The 14,617-nt window shown below is 70.1% G+C and carries 13 protein-coding genes; 10 read left to right on the top strand and 3 right to left on the bottom strand.

Going from position 1 to position 14,617, the window contains the following annotated elements; genetic code table 11:
- The first annotated feature begins 417 nt into the window (after positions 1–417).
- Together dcd and ACF1GV_RS13335 are read left to right on the top strand one after the other, a co-directional pair.
- Positions 418–993, top strand: coding sequence for a dCTP deaminase (gene dcd / locus ACF1GV_RS13340; RefSeq protein WP_363265165.1), 576 nt, complete (start codon positions 418–420; stop codon positions 991–993).
- 8 nt (positions 994–1,001) lie between these two features.
- Entirely contained in the window at positions 1,002–1,499 is a 498-nt protein-coding gene (locus tag ACF1GV_RS13335) for a phosphoribosyltransferase (RefSeq protein WP_391679987.1), read from the top strand.
- Between the two features lie 79 nt (positions 1,500–1,578).
- On the opposite strand, the gene ACF1GV_RS13330 is transcribed toward ACF1GV_RS13335, so the two are convergent.
- Positions 1,579–2,571 (bottom strand): YIP1 family protein, encoded by a 993-nt coding sequence (locus ACF1GV_RS13330; protein WP_391679985.1) that lies wholly within the window; start codon positions 2,569–2,571, stop codon positions 1,579–1,581.
- A 283-nt stretch (positions 2,572–2,854) separates the two neighbouring features.
- Here ACF1GV_RS13330 and ACF1GV_RS13325 point away from each other — a divergent pair, with 283 nt between their 5' ends.
- Entirely contained in the window at positions 2,855–3,178 is a 324-nt protein-coding gene (locus ACF1GV_RS13325; RefSeq protein ID WP_391679983.1) for an antibiotic biosynthesis monooxygenase family protein, read from the top strand.
- 137 nt (positions 3,179–3,315) lie between these two features.
- Here the strand turns inward: ACF1GV_RS13325 and ACF1GV_RS13320 are convergent, their stop codons facing one another.
- The gene (locus tag ACF1GV_RS13320; protein WP_391679982.1) at positions 3,316–5,598 is read right to left on the bottom strand and encodes a (Fe-S)-binding protein; all 2,283 of its coding nucleotides are present in this window, start codon (positions 5,596–5,598) and stop codon (positions 3,316–3,318) included.
- Positions 5,599–5,832: 234 nt separating this feature from the next.
- Here ACF1GV_RS13320 and ACF1GV_RS13315 point away from each other — a divergent pair, with 234 nt between their 5' ends.
- From ACF1GV_RS13315 to ACF1GV_RS13290, 6 genes are all read left to right on the top strand, one after another.
- Positions 5,833–6,978 carry an MraY family glycosyltransferase gene (locus ACF1GV_RS13315; RefSeq protein ID WP_391679981.1) on the top strand — a complete coding sequence of 382 codons (1,146 nt, stop codon included), beginning with the start codon at positions 5,833–5,835 and terminating at the stop codon, positions 6,976–6,978.
- A gap of 93 nt (positions 6,979–7,071) precedes the next feature.
- Complete coding sequence (gene dnaK / locus ACF1GV_RS13310; protein WP_391679979.1) at positions 7,072–8,931, top strand: molecular chaperone DnaK; 1,860 nt, start codon at positions 7,072–7,074, stop codon at positions 8,929–8,931.
- Positions 8,931–9,584, top strand: coding sequence for a nucleotide exchange factor GrpE (gene grpE, locus ACF1GV_RS13305; RefSeq protein ID WP_391679977.1), 654 nt, complete (start codon positions 8,931–8,933; stop codon positions 9,582–9,584). The genes dnaK and grpE overlap by 1 nt, the downstream gene beginning before the upstream one ends.
- Before the next feature lie 45 nt (positions 9,585–9,629).
- Complete coding sequence (gene dnaJ, locus ACF1GV_RS13300) at positions 9,630–10,799, top strand: molecular chaperone DnaJ (protein ID WP_391679976.1); 1,170 nt, start codon at positions 9,630–9,632, stop codon at positions 10,797–10,799.
- Between the two features lie 5 nt (positions 10,800–10,804).
- Positions 10,805–11,251, top strand: coding sequence for a heat shock protein transcriptional repressor HspR (locus ACF1GV_RS13295; RefSeq protein ID WP_103779400.1), 447 nt, complete (start codon positions 10,805–10,807; stop codon positions 11,249–11,251).
- 341 nt (positions 11,252–11,592) lie between these two features.
- The gene (locus ACF1GV_RS13290) at positions 11,593–12,699 is read left to right on the top strand and encodes a sugar ABC transporter substrate-binding protein (protein WP_391679974.1); all 1,107 of its coding nucleotides are present in this window, start codon (positions 11,593–11,595) and stop codon (positions 12,697–12,699) included.
- Between the two features lie 92 nt (positions 12,700–12,791).
- On the opposite strand, the gene ACF1GV_RS13285 is transcribed toward ACF1GV_RS13290, so the two are convergent.
- Positions 12,792–13,376, bottom strand: coding sequence for a hypothetical protein (locus ACF1GV_RS13285; protein WP_391679973.1), 585 nt, complete (start codon positions 13,374–13,376; stop codon positions 12,792–12,794).
- 204 nt (positions 13,377–13,580) lie between these two features.
- Between ACF1GV_RS13285 and ACF1GV_RS13280 the strand changes: the two genes are divergently transcribed.
- Positions 13,581–14,609: a LuxR C-terminal-related transcriptional regulator gene (locus tag ACF1GV_RS13280; RefSeq protein WP_391679971.1), complete on the top strand. Its 1,029-nt coding sequence runs from the start codon at positions 13,581–13,583 to the stop codon at positions 14,607–14,609.
- Positions 14,610–14,617: the final 8 nt, after the last annotated feature.

Raw genomic sequence — 14,617 nt, 5'->3', positions numbered from 1 at the left:
GGGTATGCGGCTGCGGGGGACCGGAGTTGGGGCGTACGGTGGGGGTGTGCCGGAGGGGCTGCGCGAGGTCGGAGTGCCGCCTGGAGGGGCGTCCCTTTCATCCCGTAATGTGTGGCTTCGTCGTCAGGGCAGTCCAGCCCGGCGCGGCTCTTTGGGGAAGGGACTTCAGGACTTGATGGAGCGCACCCTCGTCCGTTGTGCCGATGGGCACGTGTTCACCGCCGCTTCGTTCCCGATGCAGCAGGCCGAGCGGCTCGGTCCCGGACGCCTCGTCCGGTGTCCCCGGTGTGCCCGGCTCCGCAGCGTGGTGCCGGTCACCCTGGTCGAGAAGCGGTAGCGGAACCCGGGAAAGATCATCATCGGCGTGCGGGACCCTCACGATTGGGGGGCTCCGCACGCCTTGCGTATCCTCGCTACGTGCTTCTCTCTGACAAGGACATCCGGGCCGAGATCGATGCCGGGCGGGTCCGCATCGATCCCTACGACACAGACATGGTGCAGCCGTCGAGCATCGACGTACGGCTGGACCGGTATTTCCGGGTGTTCGAGAACCACCGGTACCCGCACATCGACCCCTCCGTCGAGCAGGCGGATCTGACCCGGCTGGTCGAGCCGGAGGGCGACGAGCCGTTCATCCTGCACCCCGGTGAGTTCGTGCTGGCCAGCACGTACGAGGTGATCTCCCTCCCGGACGACCTCGCCTCCCGGCTCGAGGGGAAGAGCTCGCTCGGGCGGCTCGGGCTCGTCACCCACTCCACCGCCGGGTTCATCGACCCCGGCTTCTCCGGACACGTCACGCTGGAGCTGTCCAACCTCGCCACCCTGCCGATCAAGCTGTGGCCGGGGATGAAGATCGGCCAGCTGTGCATGTTCCGCCTCAGCTCGCCCGCCGAGTTCCCGTACGGGGCCGAGCGGTACGGATCGCGCTACCAGGGGCAGCGCGGGCCCACCGCCTCCCGGTCGTACATCAACTTCCATCGGACGCAGGTGTGAGCGCGAGCATGAGTGACGTGCGTGAGAATCTGACCTACGACCTGTTCGGCAAGGCCGTGCGCGAACTCGCGCAGACCATCGCCGACGACGGCTACCAGCCCGACGTCGTGCTCTCCATCGCCCGCGGCGGCGTGTTCGTCGCCGGCGGGCTCGCCTACGCCCTCGACTGCAAGAACATCCACCTGGTCAACGTGGAGTTCTACACCGGCGTCGGGACCACCCTCGAGATGCCCGTCATGCTTGCCCCGGTGCCGAACGCGATCGACTTCACCGCCAAGAAGGTGCTGATCGCGGACGACGTCGCCGACACCGGCAAGACGCTCAAGCTCGTCCACGACTTCTGCCTCGACCACGTCGCCGAGGTCCGCTCCGCCGTCATATACGAGAAGCCGCAGTCCCTCGTGAAGTGCGAGTACGTCTGGAAGCGCACCGATGACTGGATCAACTTCCCGTGGAGTGTCGAACCGCCCGTGGTGAGGCGTGCGGGTCAGGTGCTCGACGCCTGAGTCGTCCGGCGCGCAAGCCAAAGGCCCCCGGCGTTCACCGCCGGGGGCCTTTCGTGCGGCCGTACCGCACCGCAGGGGACTAGAACGTGCCCAGCTTCACGATCGACAGCAGCGCGATCAGCTGGATCGCCGACGCGCCCAGTGCCTTCGGCCACGGCAGGTCGTGCGAGCGGCTCACCATCAAGGTGAGCAGCACGCCGCACGCGACCCATGTCGCCCAGCCCAGGACCTGCACGAACGGCGCGTCGCCGCCCGCGAACATCGCCACGATCAGACGCGGCGCGTCGGTCAGGGCCATGATCAGCATGGACAGGCCGACCGTGGGCTGCCACGCCCCGTCGCCGCCGAGCTGACGGGCCAGCGTGTGGGTGACCGCGCCGAGCACGAACGACGACAGCACCATCGCCACCGCCGTGGTCAGCACGATCGGGATGGCGTTGGAGAGCGTGGCGTTGATCGCGTCCTGGCGGGCGCCGTCGAAGCCGAAGACGGCGAGCAGGCCGTAGAGGAACGTCACGACGAGGGCGGGGCCCCACATCGCGTAGTCACGCATCCGCAGGAACGTCTGGTTCGGGGACAGCACGATCCCCTTCAGCAGGGCCTTCCAGTGCAGCCGCGGGCCGGTCGGTCCGGCCGGGGCCGCCGCGCCGGCCTGGTAGGTGCCGCCCTGCGTGTAGCCCTCGTCGTACCGGACCTGCTCGTCGATGGAGAAGGCCTGGGTGTGTCCGGGCTGGTTCGCCGCGTACGGGTCCGCCGGGCCGGGGCCGTAGCCGCCTTCCGGGCCGCCGAAGTACTCCGGCTCACCCTGCGGTGGGCGCCCGCCGGCCTGCGGCCACGGCGATGCCGGGCCGCCGGCGCCGCTCGGTGGGTACGCCTGCGGGTAGCCGTACGACGGTCCCTGCGGCGCCTGCTGTCCGTACGGGGGGTGTTGCGGTCGTGATTGCGGGGCACGGCCGTCCCGGCCGCCGCGTCCGATCCTGAATCCAGCCACGTCATCGAACGTACCTGGTTCCGCACAGTGACGTGCCCACGGCAGTGTGCACGGCGGGGGTTTGCGGCCGAGCTGTGACATCCCCTAAGGGACCAACGCCGGGGACCCTGGGGTCCTTTCGGGGGTGGATCCGGGGCAGATCCGGGGCCGGTGAGTCAACCCCGCCGTAGGTCGACGGCGTCGAGCGCCGAGCCGGTTGGCGGGGATCGGCGCGGCGGCCGAGCGCGGGGCACCCGTCCGGGTGAACGGGCCGCGCAGGAAGCTCTCCTTCCCGCCCCTGACGCAAGGTCCCGTACGCACCCGCCCCACCTCCAGGACCGCCCCGATGCGTTCGACGACGGGCCCCGTGGGCGAGGATGGCTGCATGAGCGTCGTCAAGATCAATGTGCTGACCGTTCCCGCCGAGCAGCGGGAGGTCCTGGAGAAGCGGTTCGCCTCGCGGGCCCACGCCGTGGAGAACTCCGACGGCTTCGAGTGGTTCGAGCTGCTGCGCCCCGTCGAGGGCACGGACCAGTACCTGGTGTACACGCGCTGGCGGGACGAGGAGTCCTTCCAGGCCTGGATGGAGGGGCCGATGAAGGCCGCCCACCGGGGCGGTGCCGAGGGCGAGCGACCCAAGCCCGCGGCCTCCGGCTCGACCCTGTGGTCCTTCGAGGTGGTCCAGCAGGCGTCCCCGAAGGGCGTCTGACACACCCGGACCACCGGACCACCGGACGCCGGACCGCCGGACGCCACGCCGGACCGCCCAGCGGACACGACGGCGCCCCCTGCCTGTGCGGGTCAGGGGGCGCCGTCCGGCTTTGCGGGGCGGTGGGCCCGGGGCCGTTACTTCACCGGCTCCGGCTCCGGCGCGCTCTCGGACTCGGCCTCGCCCGCCGGGTCGACCGGCGTCTTGACGGAGTCGAGGAGCAGCTGGGCGACGTCCACGACCTGGATGGACTCCTTGGCCTTGCCCTCGTTCTTCTTGCCGTTGACCGAGTCGGTCAGCATGACCAGGCAGAACGGGCAGGCGGTGGAGACGATGTCCGGGTTGACGGACAGGGCCTCGTCGACGCGCTCGTTGTTGATGCGCTTGCCGATCCGTTCCTCCATCCACATCCGCGCGCCGCCGGCGCCGCAACAGAAGCCGCGCTCCTTGTGGCGGTGCATCTCCTCGTTGCGGACGCCCGGGACGGCGGCGATGATCTCGCGCGGCGGCGTGTAGATCTTGTTGTGCCGGCCCAGGTAGCACGGGTCGTGGTAGGTGATGATGCCCTCGACCGGGGTCACCGGGATCAGCTTGCCCTCGTCCACCAGGTGCTGGAGCAGCTGGGTGTGGTGGATGACCTCGTAGTCGCCGCCGAGCTGCGGGTACTCGTTGCCGAGCGTGTTGAGGCAGTGCGGGCAGGTGGCGACGATCTTCTTCGCCGACTTGGGCTTCGCGGACTCCGCGACGACCTTGCCCTCGTCGTCCAGCTCCTCGCCGAACGCCGTGTTCAGGGCCATCACGTTCTCCATGCCGAGCTCCTGGAACAGGGGCTCGTTGCCCAGGCGGCGTGCGGAGTCACCGGTGCACTTCTCGTCGCCGCCCATGATCGCGAACTTCACGCCCGCCATGTGCAGCAGCTCGGCGAAGGCCTTGGTGGTCTTCTTGGCGCGGTCCTCGAGGGCGCCGGCGCAGCCGACCCAGTACAGGTACTCGACCTCGGTGAGGTCCTCGATGTCCTTGCCGACGACCGGGACCTCGAAGTCGACCTCCTTGGTCCACTCCAGGCGCTGCTTCTTCGCCAGGCCCCAGGGGTTGCCCTTCTTCTCCAGGTTCTTGAGCATCGTGCCCGCCTCGGACGGGAACGCGGACTCGATCATCACCTGGTAGCGGCGCATGTCGACGATGTGGTCGACGTGCTCGATGTCCACCGGGCACTGCTCGACGCAGGCGCCGCAGGTGGTGCAGGACCACAGCACGTCCGGGTCGATGACGCCGTTCTCCTCGGCGGTGCCGATGAGCGGGCGTTCGGCCTCGGCCAGCGCGGACGCCGGGACGTCCTTCAGCTGCTCCTCGGACGCCTTCTCCTCGCCCTCCATCGTCTTGCCGCCGCCTGCGAGCAGGTACGGCGCCTTGGCGTGGGCGTGGTCCCGCAGCGACATGATCAGCAGCTTCGGGGAGAGCGGCTTGCCGGTGTTCCAGGCGGGGCACTGCGACTGGCAGCGGCCGCACTCGGTGCAGGTGGAGAAGTCCAGCAGGCCCTTCCAGGAGAACTGCTCGACCTGGGAGACGCCGAAGACGTCGTCCTCGCCCGGGTCCTCGAAGTTGATCGGCTTGCCGCCGCTCGTCATCGGCTGCAGCGCGCCCAGCGCGGTCTCACCGGTGGCGTTGCGCTTGAACCAGATGTTCGGGAACGCCAGGAAGCGGTGCCAGGCCACACCCATGTTGGTGTTCAGGCTGACCGTGATCATCCAGATCATGGTCGTGCCCAGCTTGATCATGGCGAACAGGTAGACCAGGTTCTGGAGCGTGGAGACGCTCAGGCCCTTCAGCGCCAGGATCACCGGGTACGAGGCGAAGTAGCCGGCCTCGTAGTGGTCCACGTGGTGCAGGGCGCCCTCCAGGGCGCGCAGCACGTAGATCGCGAGGCCGATGATGAGGATGACGTACTCGACGAAGTACGCCTGGCCCATCTTCGAGCCGGCGAAGCGGGACTTGCGGCCGGGCCGGGAGGGCAGGCTGAGCAGACGGATGACGATCAGCGTCGCGATGCCGAGCGTGGTCATCGCGCCGATGAACTCGATGTACATCTCGTACGGCAGGAAGCCGCCGAGGACCGGCAGCGTCCAGTCGGCCTGGAACAGCTGGCCGTAGGCGTTGATGATCGTGGGCGGCAGCGTCAGGAAGCCGATGGCCACGAACCAGTGGGCGATGCCGATGATCCCCCAGCGGTTCATGCGCGTGTGGCCGAGGAACTCCCGCACCAGGGTCACGCTGCGCGCGTAGGGGTTGTCGGTCCGGCTGCCTGCCGGGACCGGTTGGCCCAGCTTGAAGTAGCGGACGAACTGGCCGATGGCGCGGGCGAGCAGGGCGACGCCGACCACGGTCAGGGCCAGCGACACGATGATCGCGGCGAGTTGCATGGGGGCTCCTCGGGCCTGCGAGGGGTGAATCGAGGGAGATTACTAAGCGGTAACTTATTCAGTTCGTCTGAGACTACCCCTATCTTCCGATGCAATGTAGCCAGCCGTTCGGTGATCTGTGTCGCTGAGGCTTGCCTTAAAGGATCACAAGAAACGCGGGGCCTCGGGGAAGTCGACCGCAATCTGAACGTGTTATTCGTACCAAATTGGTACATTCACCTCTAACTTATATCCGTGCTCTATGGGATCGCCGCTGCCACCGCCGCCCTGCTGCTCACCGCCCTGCTGGCGGGAGCGCTCCGGACGCCTGCCCTGCGCATGGGGCTCATCGACCAGCGCCGGCGCGCGCGACCGGTGCCGCTGCTCGGCGGGGCGGCCATGGTGCTCGCCACCTGCCTGGTCGCCGCGGCCGGCAACTGGACCCGGCTCGCGCCGCTCGGGGACGGCAACGACCGGCTGCTCATCGCGGGCGGCGTGCTCGCCGCGCTGGGTCTCGCCGCGGACGTGTGGCGGCTGAGGACCCGGTTCCTGCTGGTGGGTACGGCCGTGGCGGCGGCCTGTGTCGTGCCGTACGACGAGACGGGCGTGCTCGGCGGGATGCTGGGCGTCGTCTTCATCGCCTTCGCCTCCTTCGCCTTCCGCTCGCTGGACCACACCGACGGCGTGGCCGGGACCGTGGGGGTGCTCACCGCCTTCGGGGTGGCGGCGTGCGCCGCGGCGGAGGTGATGGACGGGCTCGCGGTGCTGCTGAGCGTGCTCGCCGCGGCGCTGACCGGCTTCCTCATGCACGGCTGGCCGGCCGCCCGCATCGGGCTCGGCTCCTGCGGCTCGCTGTTCACCGGCTTCCTGCTGGCCTCGGCGGCCGTGGTCACCCGGTCGGGCTACGACCTGACCGGCACCGCCGCCGTCCTCGGGCCGCTTGTCGCCCTCGGCGCCGCCGATGTCCTCCTCGTCGCCCTCTCGCGGCGGCTGGCCGGACGGCCGCTGGCGCGCGGCGGTCCCGACCATGTCGGGCACCGGCTGCGGCGGCTCGGACTGACCGCGCAGGGCACGGCCGTACTGCTGGGCGTGGCCGCGGGTGCCGGGGTACTCGTGGGAGTACTGGTGCACGCCGGGTGGGCCCGTCCGAGTGTCGCGCTGTGGGTGGCGGGCGGTGCGCTGGTCGTCGTTCTCGCGCTGCTGCGGGTGCCGGTGTACCGGGTGCCGCGCCGGCGGGGGCCGGGGCAGGGACCGGGGTCGGGGCAGGGGCCCCAGACGATGGCGCGGGCGCCCCGGCAGTCCGTCCCGGCGAGTGCGCGACCGACTTTTTCCCGGGTGCAGCCACCGCGCCGACCGTCGTCGTCGCAGGTCAGAGCGCCGTTGCGTGTAAGGAACGGATAAGAGTTGAGTCCGGGTGACTCAGGTCTGTTGACCGAGCCGTGAGCCTCATGCACACTTGAGCCTGTTCCACTCAAGTCAGTTGGAGGAATTGCAATGGCACGTGCGGTCGGCATCGACCTGGGCACGACGAACTCGGTGGTCTCGGTCCTCGAGGGCGGCGAGCCCACCGTCATCACCAACGCCGAGGGCGCCAGGACCACGCCGTCCGTCGTCGCCTTCGCCAAGAACGGCGAGGTGCTGGTCGGCGAGGTGGCCAAGCGCCAGGCCGTCACCAACGTGGACCGGACGATCCGTTCGGTGAAGCGTCACATGGGCACCGACTGGAAGATCGAGCTGGACGGGAAGCCGTTCAACCCGCAGCAGATCTCCGCCTTCATCCTGCAGAAGCTGAAGCGGGACGCCGAGGCCTACCTGGGCGAGAAGGTGACCGACGCGGTCATCACCGTCCCGGCCTACTTCAACGACTCCGAGCGTCAGGCGACGAAGGAGGCCGGTGAGATCGCCGGTCTGAACGTCCTGCGCATCGTCAACGAGCCGACCGCCGCCGCGCTGGCGTACGGCCTCGACAAGGACGACCAGACGATCCTCGTCTTCGACCTCGGTGGCGGCACCTTCGACGTGTCCCTCCTGGAGATCGGTGACGGCGTCGTCGAGGTGAAGGCCACCAACGGTGACAACCACCTCGGTGGCGACGACTGGGACCAGCGCGTCGTCGACTACCTGGTGCAGCAGTTCAAGTCGGGCCACGGCGTGGACCTGGCCAAGGACAAGATGGCCCTGCAGCGCCTGCGCGAGGCGGCCGAGAAGGCCAAGATCGAGCTGTCCTCCTCCACGGAGACCTCGATCAACCTGCCCTACATCACGGCGTCCGCCGAGGGCCCGCTGCACCTGGACGAGAAGCTCACCCGCGCCCAGTTCCAGCAGCTGACGGCCGACCTGCTGGAGCGCTGCAAGACGCCGTTCCACAACGTCATCAAGGACGCCGGCATCTCCATCAACGAGATCGACCACGTCGTTCTCGTCGGTGGTTCGACCCGTATGCCCGCCGTCGCCGAGCTCGTCAAGGAGCTGACCGGCGGCAAGGAGGCCAACAAGGGTGTGAACCCGGACGAGGTCGTCGCCATCGGCGCCTCGCTCCAGGCCGGTGTGCTCAAGGGTGAGGTCAAGGACGTCCTGCTGCTGGACGTCACCCCGCTGTCCCTCGGTATCGAGACCAAGGGCGGCATCATGACCAAGCTGATCGAGCGCAACACCACGATCCCGACCAAGCGCTCGGAGATCTTCACGACGGCCGAGGACAACCAGCCGTCCGTGCAGATCCAGGTCTACCAGGGCGAGCGCGAGATCGCGGCGTACAACAAGAAGCTCGGCATGTTCGAGCTGACCGGTCTCCCGCCCGCGCCGCGCGGGGTGCCGCAGATCGAGGTCTCCTTCGACATCGACGCCAACGGCATCATGCACGTCACGGCGAAGGACCTCGGCACCGGCAAGGAACAGAAGATGACCGTCACCGGCGGCTCCTCGCTGCCGAAGGACGAGGTCGACCGCATGCGTGAGGAGGCCGAGCGCTACGCGGAGGAGGACCACAAGCGCCGCGAGGCCGCCGAGGCCCGCAACCAGGGCGAGCAGCTGGTCTACCAGACGGAGAAGTTCCTCAAGGACAACGAGGACAAGGTCCCCGGCGAGGTCAAGACCGAGGTCGAGGAAGCGGTCGCCGAGCTGAAGGAGAAGCTCAAGGGCGAGTCCGCCGAGGGCGACAACACAGCCGAGATCCGCTCCGCCACGGAGAAGGTCGCGGCCGTCTCGCAGAAGCTGGGCCAGGCGCTGTACGCCGACGCCCAGGGCGCCCAGGCCGCGGGCGGTGCTGCCGGTGCCGGTGAGCAGCCCAAGGCCGACGACGACGTCGTGGACGCCGAGATCGTGGACGACGAGCGCAAGGACGGTGCCGCGTAATGACGGAGGAGACCCCGGGCTTTGAAGAGAAGCCCGACGTCCCCTCCGGCGCCACCCCTGACGACGCCGAGCTGAAGGCCGCCTCCTCCGAGGAGGCGGCGGCCCCGGCCGGGGACGGGAACGAGAACGCGGGCCTGGTCGCCCAGCTTGATCAGGCGCGCAAGGCGCTCGACGAGCGCACGGCGGACCTCCAGCGCCTCCAGGCCGAGTTCCAGAACTACCGCCGCCGGGTCGAGCGGGACCGCGCCGCGGTCAAGGAGCTCGCCAACGCGAACCTCCTGACCGAACTGCTGCCCGTGCTCGACGACATCGGGCGCGCGCGGGAGCACGGCGAGCTGGTGGGCGGCTTCAAGTCGGTCGCCGAGTCGCTGGAGACCGTCGTGGCGAAGCTGGGCCTGCAGCAGTTCGGCAAGGAGGGCGAGCCCTTCGACCCGACGATCCACGAGGCCCTGATGCACTCCTACGCGCCGGACGTCACCGAGACGACCTGCGTGGCGATCCTGCAGCCGGGGTACCGCATCGGCGAGCGCACCATCCGCCCCGCGCGGGTGGCCGTCGCCGAGCCGCAGCCCGGCGCGCAGGGCACGAAGGCGGAGGGCGCCGAGGACAAGGCGGCCGACGACAAGGAGAGCGGTGGCCCGGACGAGGGCTGACGTCACAAGCAACCAGGGGACCATCGGAAAGGGGGTACGTCGGGGATGAGCACCAAGGACTTCATCGAGAAGGACTACTACAAGGTCCTCGGCGTCCCCAAGGACGCCACCGAGGCCGAGATCAAGAAGGCGTACCGGAAGCTCGCCCGCGAGTTCCACCCGGACGCCAACAAGGGCAACGCCAAGGCCGAGGAGCGCTTCAAGGAGATCTCCGAGGCGAACGACGTGCTCGGCGACCCCAAGAAGCGCAAGGAGTACGACGAGGCCCGCACCCTGTTCGGCAACGGCGGCTTCAGGCCGGGGCCGGGTGCGGGCGGCGGCTCCTTCAACTTCGACCTGGGCGACCTCTTCGGAGGCGGCGCCCAGAGCGGAGGCAGCTTCGGCGGAGGAATCGGTGACGTCTTCGGGGGCCTGTTCAACCGGGGCGGTGCCGCGGGGACGCGGACCCAGCCCCGGCGCGGCCAGGACGTCGAGTCCGAGGTCACGCTCAGCTTCACGGAGGCCATCGAGGGCGCCACGGTCCCGCTGCGGATGTCCTCCCAGGCGCCGTGCAAGGCCTGCTCCGGCACCGGCGACAAGAACGGCACGCCGCGCGTGTGCCCGACCTGCGTCGGCACGGGGCAGGTGGCGCGCGGCTCCGGTGGCGGCTTCTCCCTGACGGACCCCTGCCCGGACTGCAAGGGCCGGGGCCTGATCGCGGAGCACCCCTGCGAGGTCTGCCACGGCAGCGGCCGGGCGAAGTCCTCGCGCACCATGCAGGTCCGCATCCCGGCCGGCGTCTCGGACGGGCAGCGGATCCGGCTGCGCGGCAAGGGCGCGCCGGGCGAGCGCGGCGGACCGGCCGGCGACCTCTATGTCGTCGTGCACGTCGACGCCCACCCGGTGTTCGGCCGCAAGGACGACAACCTCACGGTGACCGTGCCGGTGACGTTCACGGAGGCGGCGCTCGGCGGGGAGGTCAGGGTGCCGACCCTGGGCGGCCCGCCGGTCACGCTGAAGCTGCCGCCCGGCACGCCCAACGGCCGCACGATGCGCGCCCGCGGCAAGGGCGCGGTCCGCAAGGACGGCACTCGCGGCGACCTGCTGGTCACCGTGGAGGTGAGTGTTCCCAAGGACCTGTCGGGGAAGGCTCGTGACGCGCTCGAGGCGTATCGCGAGGCGACCGCGGACCAGGATCCGCGGGCGGAGCTGTTCGAGGCCGCGAAGGGAGCTTGAGTGGGATGGACGGCCGTCGACGTAATCCGTATGAACTGACGGAGGACACCCCGGTCTACGTCATCTCGGTGGCGGCCCAGCTCTCCGGCCTCCACCCGCAGACGCTGCGTCAGTACGACCGCCTGGGGCTGGTCTCCCCGGACCGCACCGCGGGCCGCGGGCGGCGTTACTCGGCCCGCGACATCGAACTGCTCCGCCAGGTGCAGCAGTTGTCGCAGGACGAGGGCATCAACCTGGCCGGCATCAAGCGCATCATCGAGCTGGAGAACCAGGTCGCCGCGTTGCAGTCCCGTGTCGCGGAGCTGCAGGCGGCCCTGGAGGGCGCGGCCGCGGCGATGCAGCAGCGCGAGGCCGCCGTCCACGCCTCCTACCGCCGCGACCTGGTCCCGTACCAGGAGGTCCAGCAGACCAGCGCGCTGGTGGTGTGGCGGCCGAAGAAGGCCAAGGACTAGCGGCCGCGCGCGCAGCGCGAAGGGGCCCGGAGGCGGATCGCCTCCGGGCCCCTTCGCGCTGCGCGCGCGGCCCGGTCGAGCCCGAGCAGATGGCCGATATCGTTCGGTCACCTGTGCTGTTTCGTGAAGGTGAACCCCCGCTCGTGAAGGGTCGGTAAGGGGTGTTTGGCGGTGAATGGGCAGGGGTTCTCCCCGCCTTCACGGACTGAGCGGAGCGTGATGTTGCCATCTCGTTAGGTGGCCGGTCTTGACGCAAGGTGGCGCTCCCGCGTTGGCTTTTCAGTCACGTGGGTCGTGCCGCTGCACCCGCGTTTCGTACCGCACCCGAAGTGAGCCCCCGCATGCGTCGTACCGCCGTAACCGTGGCCGCGTCCACGATGATCCTCACGCTTGCCGGCTGCAGCATGCTCAACTCGACGGAGGGCGGGGGCACCGCGAGCCCCACGAAGGGCGATGACGTCACCGTGGGTCTGCTGCTGCCGGAGAAGGTGAACTCCCGGTACGAGAAGTTCGACCACCCCATCATCGCCGCGAAGGTCGCCTCCCTCACCCGCAACAAGGGCAAGGTCGAGTACGCCAACGCCGAGCAGAACGCGTCCCGGCAGGCGACCCAGATGCAGCAGATGATCGACAACAAGGTCGACGTCATCCTGCTGGACGCGGTCGACTCGCACGCGATCGCCGACGAGGTGCAGAAGGCGAAGGACGCGGGCATCCCCGTCATCGCCTACGACCGCCTCGCCGAGGGCCCGATCGACGCGTATGTCTCCTTCGACAACGAACTGGTCGGCGAGGTGCAGGGCCGCACCCTGCTCGGCGCCCTCGGTGAGGGCGCCGACACCTCCGACCGGATCGTCATGATGAACGGCTCGCCGACCGACCCGAACGCGGGTCAGTTCAAGCGGGGCGCGCTCAGCGAGCTCAACGGCAAGGTGACGATCGCGAAGTCCTACGACACCAAGGACTGGGACCCGAAGAACGCACAGGCCAACATGGCCGAGGCGATCGCCGCGATCGGCGCCAAGAAGATCGCGGGCGTCTACTCCGCCAACGACGCCATGGCCGGCGGCATCATCAAGGCCCTCAAGGCGGCCGGTGTCTCCACCCTGCCGCCGATCACCGGGCAGGACGCCGAACTGGACGCCGTGCAGCGGATCGTGGCCGGCGACCAGTACATGAGCGTGTACAAGCCCTACCCGACCGAGGCGGAGGCCGCCGCGGAGATGGCCGTCGCCAAGGTGCAGGGCAGGGACATCCAGTTCGACGCGCTCGCCGGCGACACCGTCGACAGCCCCACGCAGAAGGACGTTCCGGCCCAGCTGGTCAGCGTGGTCGCGCTCACGAAGAGCAACATCAAGAGCACGGTCGTCAAGGACGGCATCTACAAGGTGCCGGAGATCTGCACCGCGAAGTACGCCTCGGCGTGCTCCGCGATCGGGCTGAAGTAGCCGCCCGCGCCTGAGCCGCCCGCGCGTCAGCCGTTGCGCATTGGCGGTCGCAAATCGGCCGGCACGACGAAGCCGGCCGCGGCAGGCGTCCGTCACGGCCCCGTCGCCGGGGTCATGGGCACGAACACGCCGTCCGGGGCGTGCGGGACCGTCGCACCGCTGAGGTAGCCGTCAGGGTCCCGGTCGCCGGTCACCCGCAGCCCGGTCACCCGCGCCCGCTTCGGGACGTCGTACCAGACCTCGATCTCGATGAGGTCGTGCCCGCCGATCTCGACCCGCTCGTGCTGGCGGCGCACCGCCATCGCGAAGGAGTCCGGCCGCGCAAGCGCCCCGTCGGCGTTCACCAGCCGCTGCTGCGCGGCGACGTAGGTGTGGAAGGCGGGGTCGGCGTTGCGCACCCGCAGGCGCGCGGTGCAGAACTGCCCGTCGGGCTGCGCCTCGCTGTGCGTGCCGGCCACGGCGGTCAGCCCGCACCTGAGGGCGAGCACGGTGAAGACCAGGTGCCCGTCCCGGTGCTCGCCCGGAGCGCGATGCGAGGGGCGGGCGGAGGCACTCGGCGGCGCGCCGGCGGTCGCCTCGCACCCGGCCGCGCCCACGGCGGCGGCCAGGACGAGCGCGGCCGCCCGGACGACCGCGATCAGCGGGTACGTCGGTGTCGTACGCCCTGCACGGACCATGTCCGGCATTGTCGGGCCGCAGCTCGCCCAAGGGGAGAGGTCCGGCCGTCATGGCCGCGCGGCCAAGGGCGGCGAAAGGCCGGGAGATAGCGGTGCGAACCGGTGGTTTCCCTCGGTCACGCGCGCCCGAGCCGTGTTGCACAGCACGCTCCGTCCGCGCATAGTTGCGCTGCGAAGAGGCGTGAACCGGGGGTGGAGTGGGCGATGACCGGGCACGGGACGGAGGAGCACCCGCACGGTGCCGACCGACTGTGCGCGGCGGGGGACCGGGTGTACTCCCGGGCGGTGCGGCGCGGCCGGGTGACGCGCCGGGACGCCGAGCAGGTGCCGTGCCTGCTCGATCTGGCGCTGCTGCACCCCGATCCGGACGACATGGACTGGCTGGTGCCCACCGCGCCCCAGGAGGTCATGACCCGGCTGCTGCGCGGCGTGTACGACGAGGTCGCCGACAGCCAGCGCCGGGTGGGCGCGGCGGTGGCCGCCGTCGAGTGGTACGCCGGCCTCGGCGGCCGTACGCCCGCGGCGGGATCCGGGGTGGGTGAGGGCAGCGCGATCCGGGTGCTCGACGGCCTCGCGCGGATCCAGGCGGCGATGGACGAGGCGACGCAGGCCTGCACGACCGAGGTGCTGACCGTGCAGCCGGGCGGCATCCGCCGTGAGCACGAGCTGTCCGAGGGGCTGCACCGGGCGCTGGCCCTGCGCGGCCGGGGTGTGCGCATGCGGGACCTGTACAACCACGTGGCGCGGCACGGGCAGGGGCTGCTGACGTATCTGGAGCTGATGGGCGACGCCGTGGAGGCGCGCACGCTCGACGAGGTCGTGGACCGGCTGATCCTCTTCGACCGCACGGTGGCCTTCATCCCGGCGAACGCCGAGCGCACGATGGCCCTCGAACTGCGCCACCCGGCGCTGATCTCCTACCTGGTCACGGTCTTCGAGCGGCTGTGGCGCCTGGGCGTCCCGCTGAACGCGCCCATCCCCGACAGCGGTATCGAGGGCATCTCGCACCGCGAGCAGTCCATCGCGGCGCTGCTCGCGGAGGGGCACCAGGACGCGGTCATCGCCGAGCGCCTCGGCATCAGTGTCCGCACCTGCCGGGCCCACATCGCCCGTCTTTCGGAGACCCTCGGCGCGGCCAGCCGTACCCAACTCGGCGTCCGGATCGCCCAGGTGGGGCTGGACACCCCGGCCCACCTCACCTTTCCGTGCCAGGAGTCCCCGTCCGTCGGATGAGGCGGCCG

This window comes from Streptomyces sp. NPDC014006 (genome assembly GCF_043088925.1).
In the GTDB taxonomy this organism is placed as follows: domain Bacteria; phylum Actinomycetota; class Actinomycetes; order Streptomycetales; family Streptomycetaceae; genus Streptomyces.
The sequence above is the reverse complement of the archived record's forward strand: the minus strand, read 5'-3'. Positions and strand labels throughout refer to the sequence as shown.

What these genes read in the sequence shown, in the direction of transcription:
- ACF1GV_RS13335 (WP_391679987.1), top strand. Translation starts at nt 1,002, where the DNA reads ATGAGTGACGTGCGTGAGAATCTGACCTACGACCTGTTCGGCAAGGCC.
- ACF1GV_RS13330 (WP_391679985.1), bottom strand. Translation starts at nt 2,571, where the DNA reads ATGTCACAGCTCGGCCGCAAACCCCCGCCGTGCACACTGCCGTGGGCA.
- ACF1GV_RS13325 (WP_391679983.1), top strand. Translation starts at nt 2,855, where the DNA reads ATGAGCGTCGTCAAGATCAATGTGCTGACCGTTCCCGCCGAGCAGCGG.
- ACF1GV_RS13320 (WP_391679982.1), bottom strand. Translation starts at nt 5,598, where the DNA reads ATGCAACTCGCCGCGATCATCGTGTCGCTGGCCCTGACCGTGGTCGGC.
- dnaK (WP_391679979.1), top strand. Translation starts at nt 7,072, where the DNA reads ATGGCACGTGCGGTCGGCATCGACCTGGGCACGACGAACTCGGTGGTC.
- grpE (WP_391679977.1), top strand. Translation starts at nt 8,931, where the DNA reads ATGACGGAGGAGACCCCGGGCTTTGAAGAGAAGCCCGACGTCCCCTCC.
- dnaJ (WP_391679976.1), top strand. Translation starts at nt 9,630, where the DNA reads ATGAGCACCAAGGACTTCATCGAGAAGGACTACTACAAGGTCCTCGGC.
- ACF1GV_RS13295 (WP_103779400.1), top strand. Translation starts at nt 10,805, where the DNA reads ATGGACGGCCGTCGACGTAATCCGTATGAACTGACGGAGGACACCCCG.
- ACF1GV_RS13290 (WP_391679974.1), top strand. Translation starts at nt 11,593, where the DNA reads ATGCGTCGTACCGCCGTAACCGTGGCCGCGTCCACGATGATCCTCACG.
- ACF1GV_RS13285 (WP_391679973.1), bottom strand. Translation starts at nt 13,376, where the DNA reads ATGGTCCGTGCAGGGCGTACGACACCGACGTACCCGCTGATCGCGGTC.
- ACF1GV_RS13280 (WP_391679971.1), top strand. Translation starts at nt 13,581, where the DNA reads ATGACCGGGCACGGGACGGAGGAGCACCCGCACGGTGCCGACCGACTG.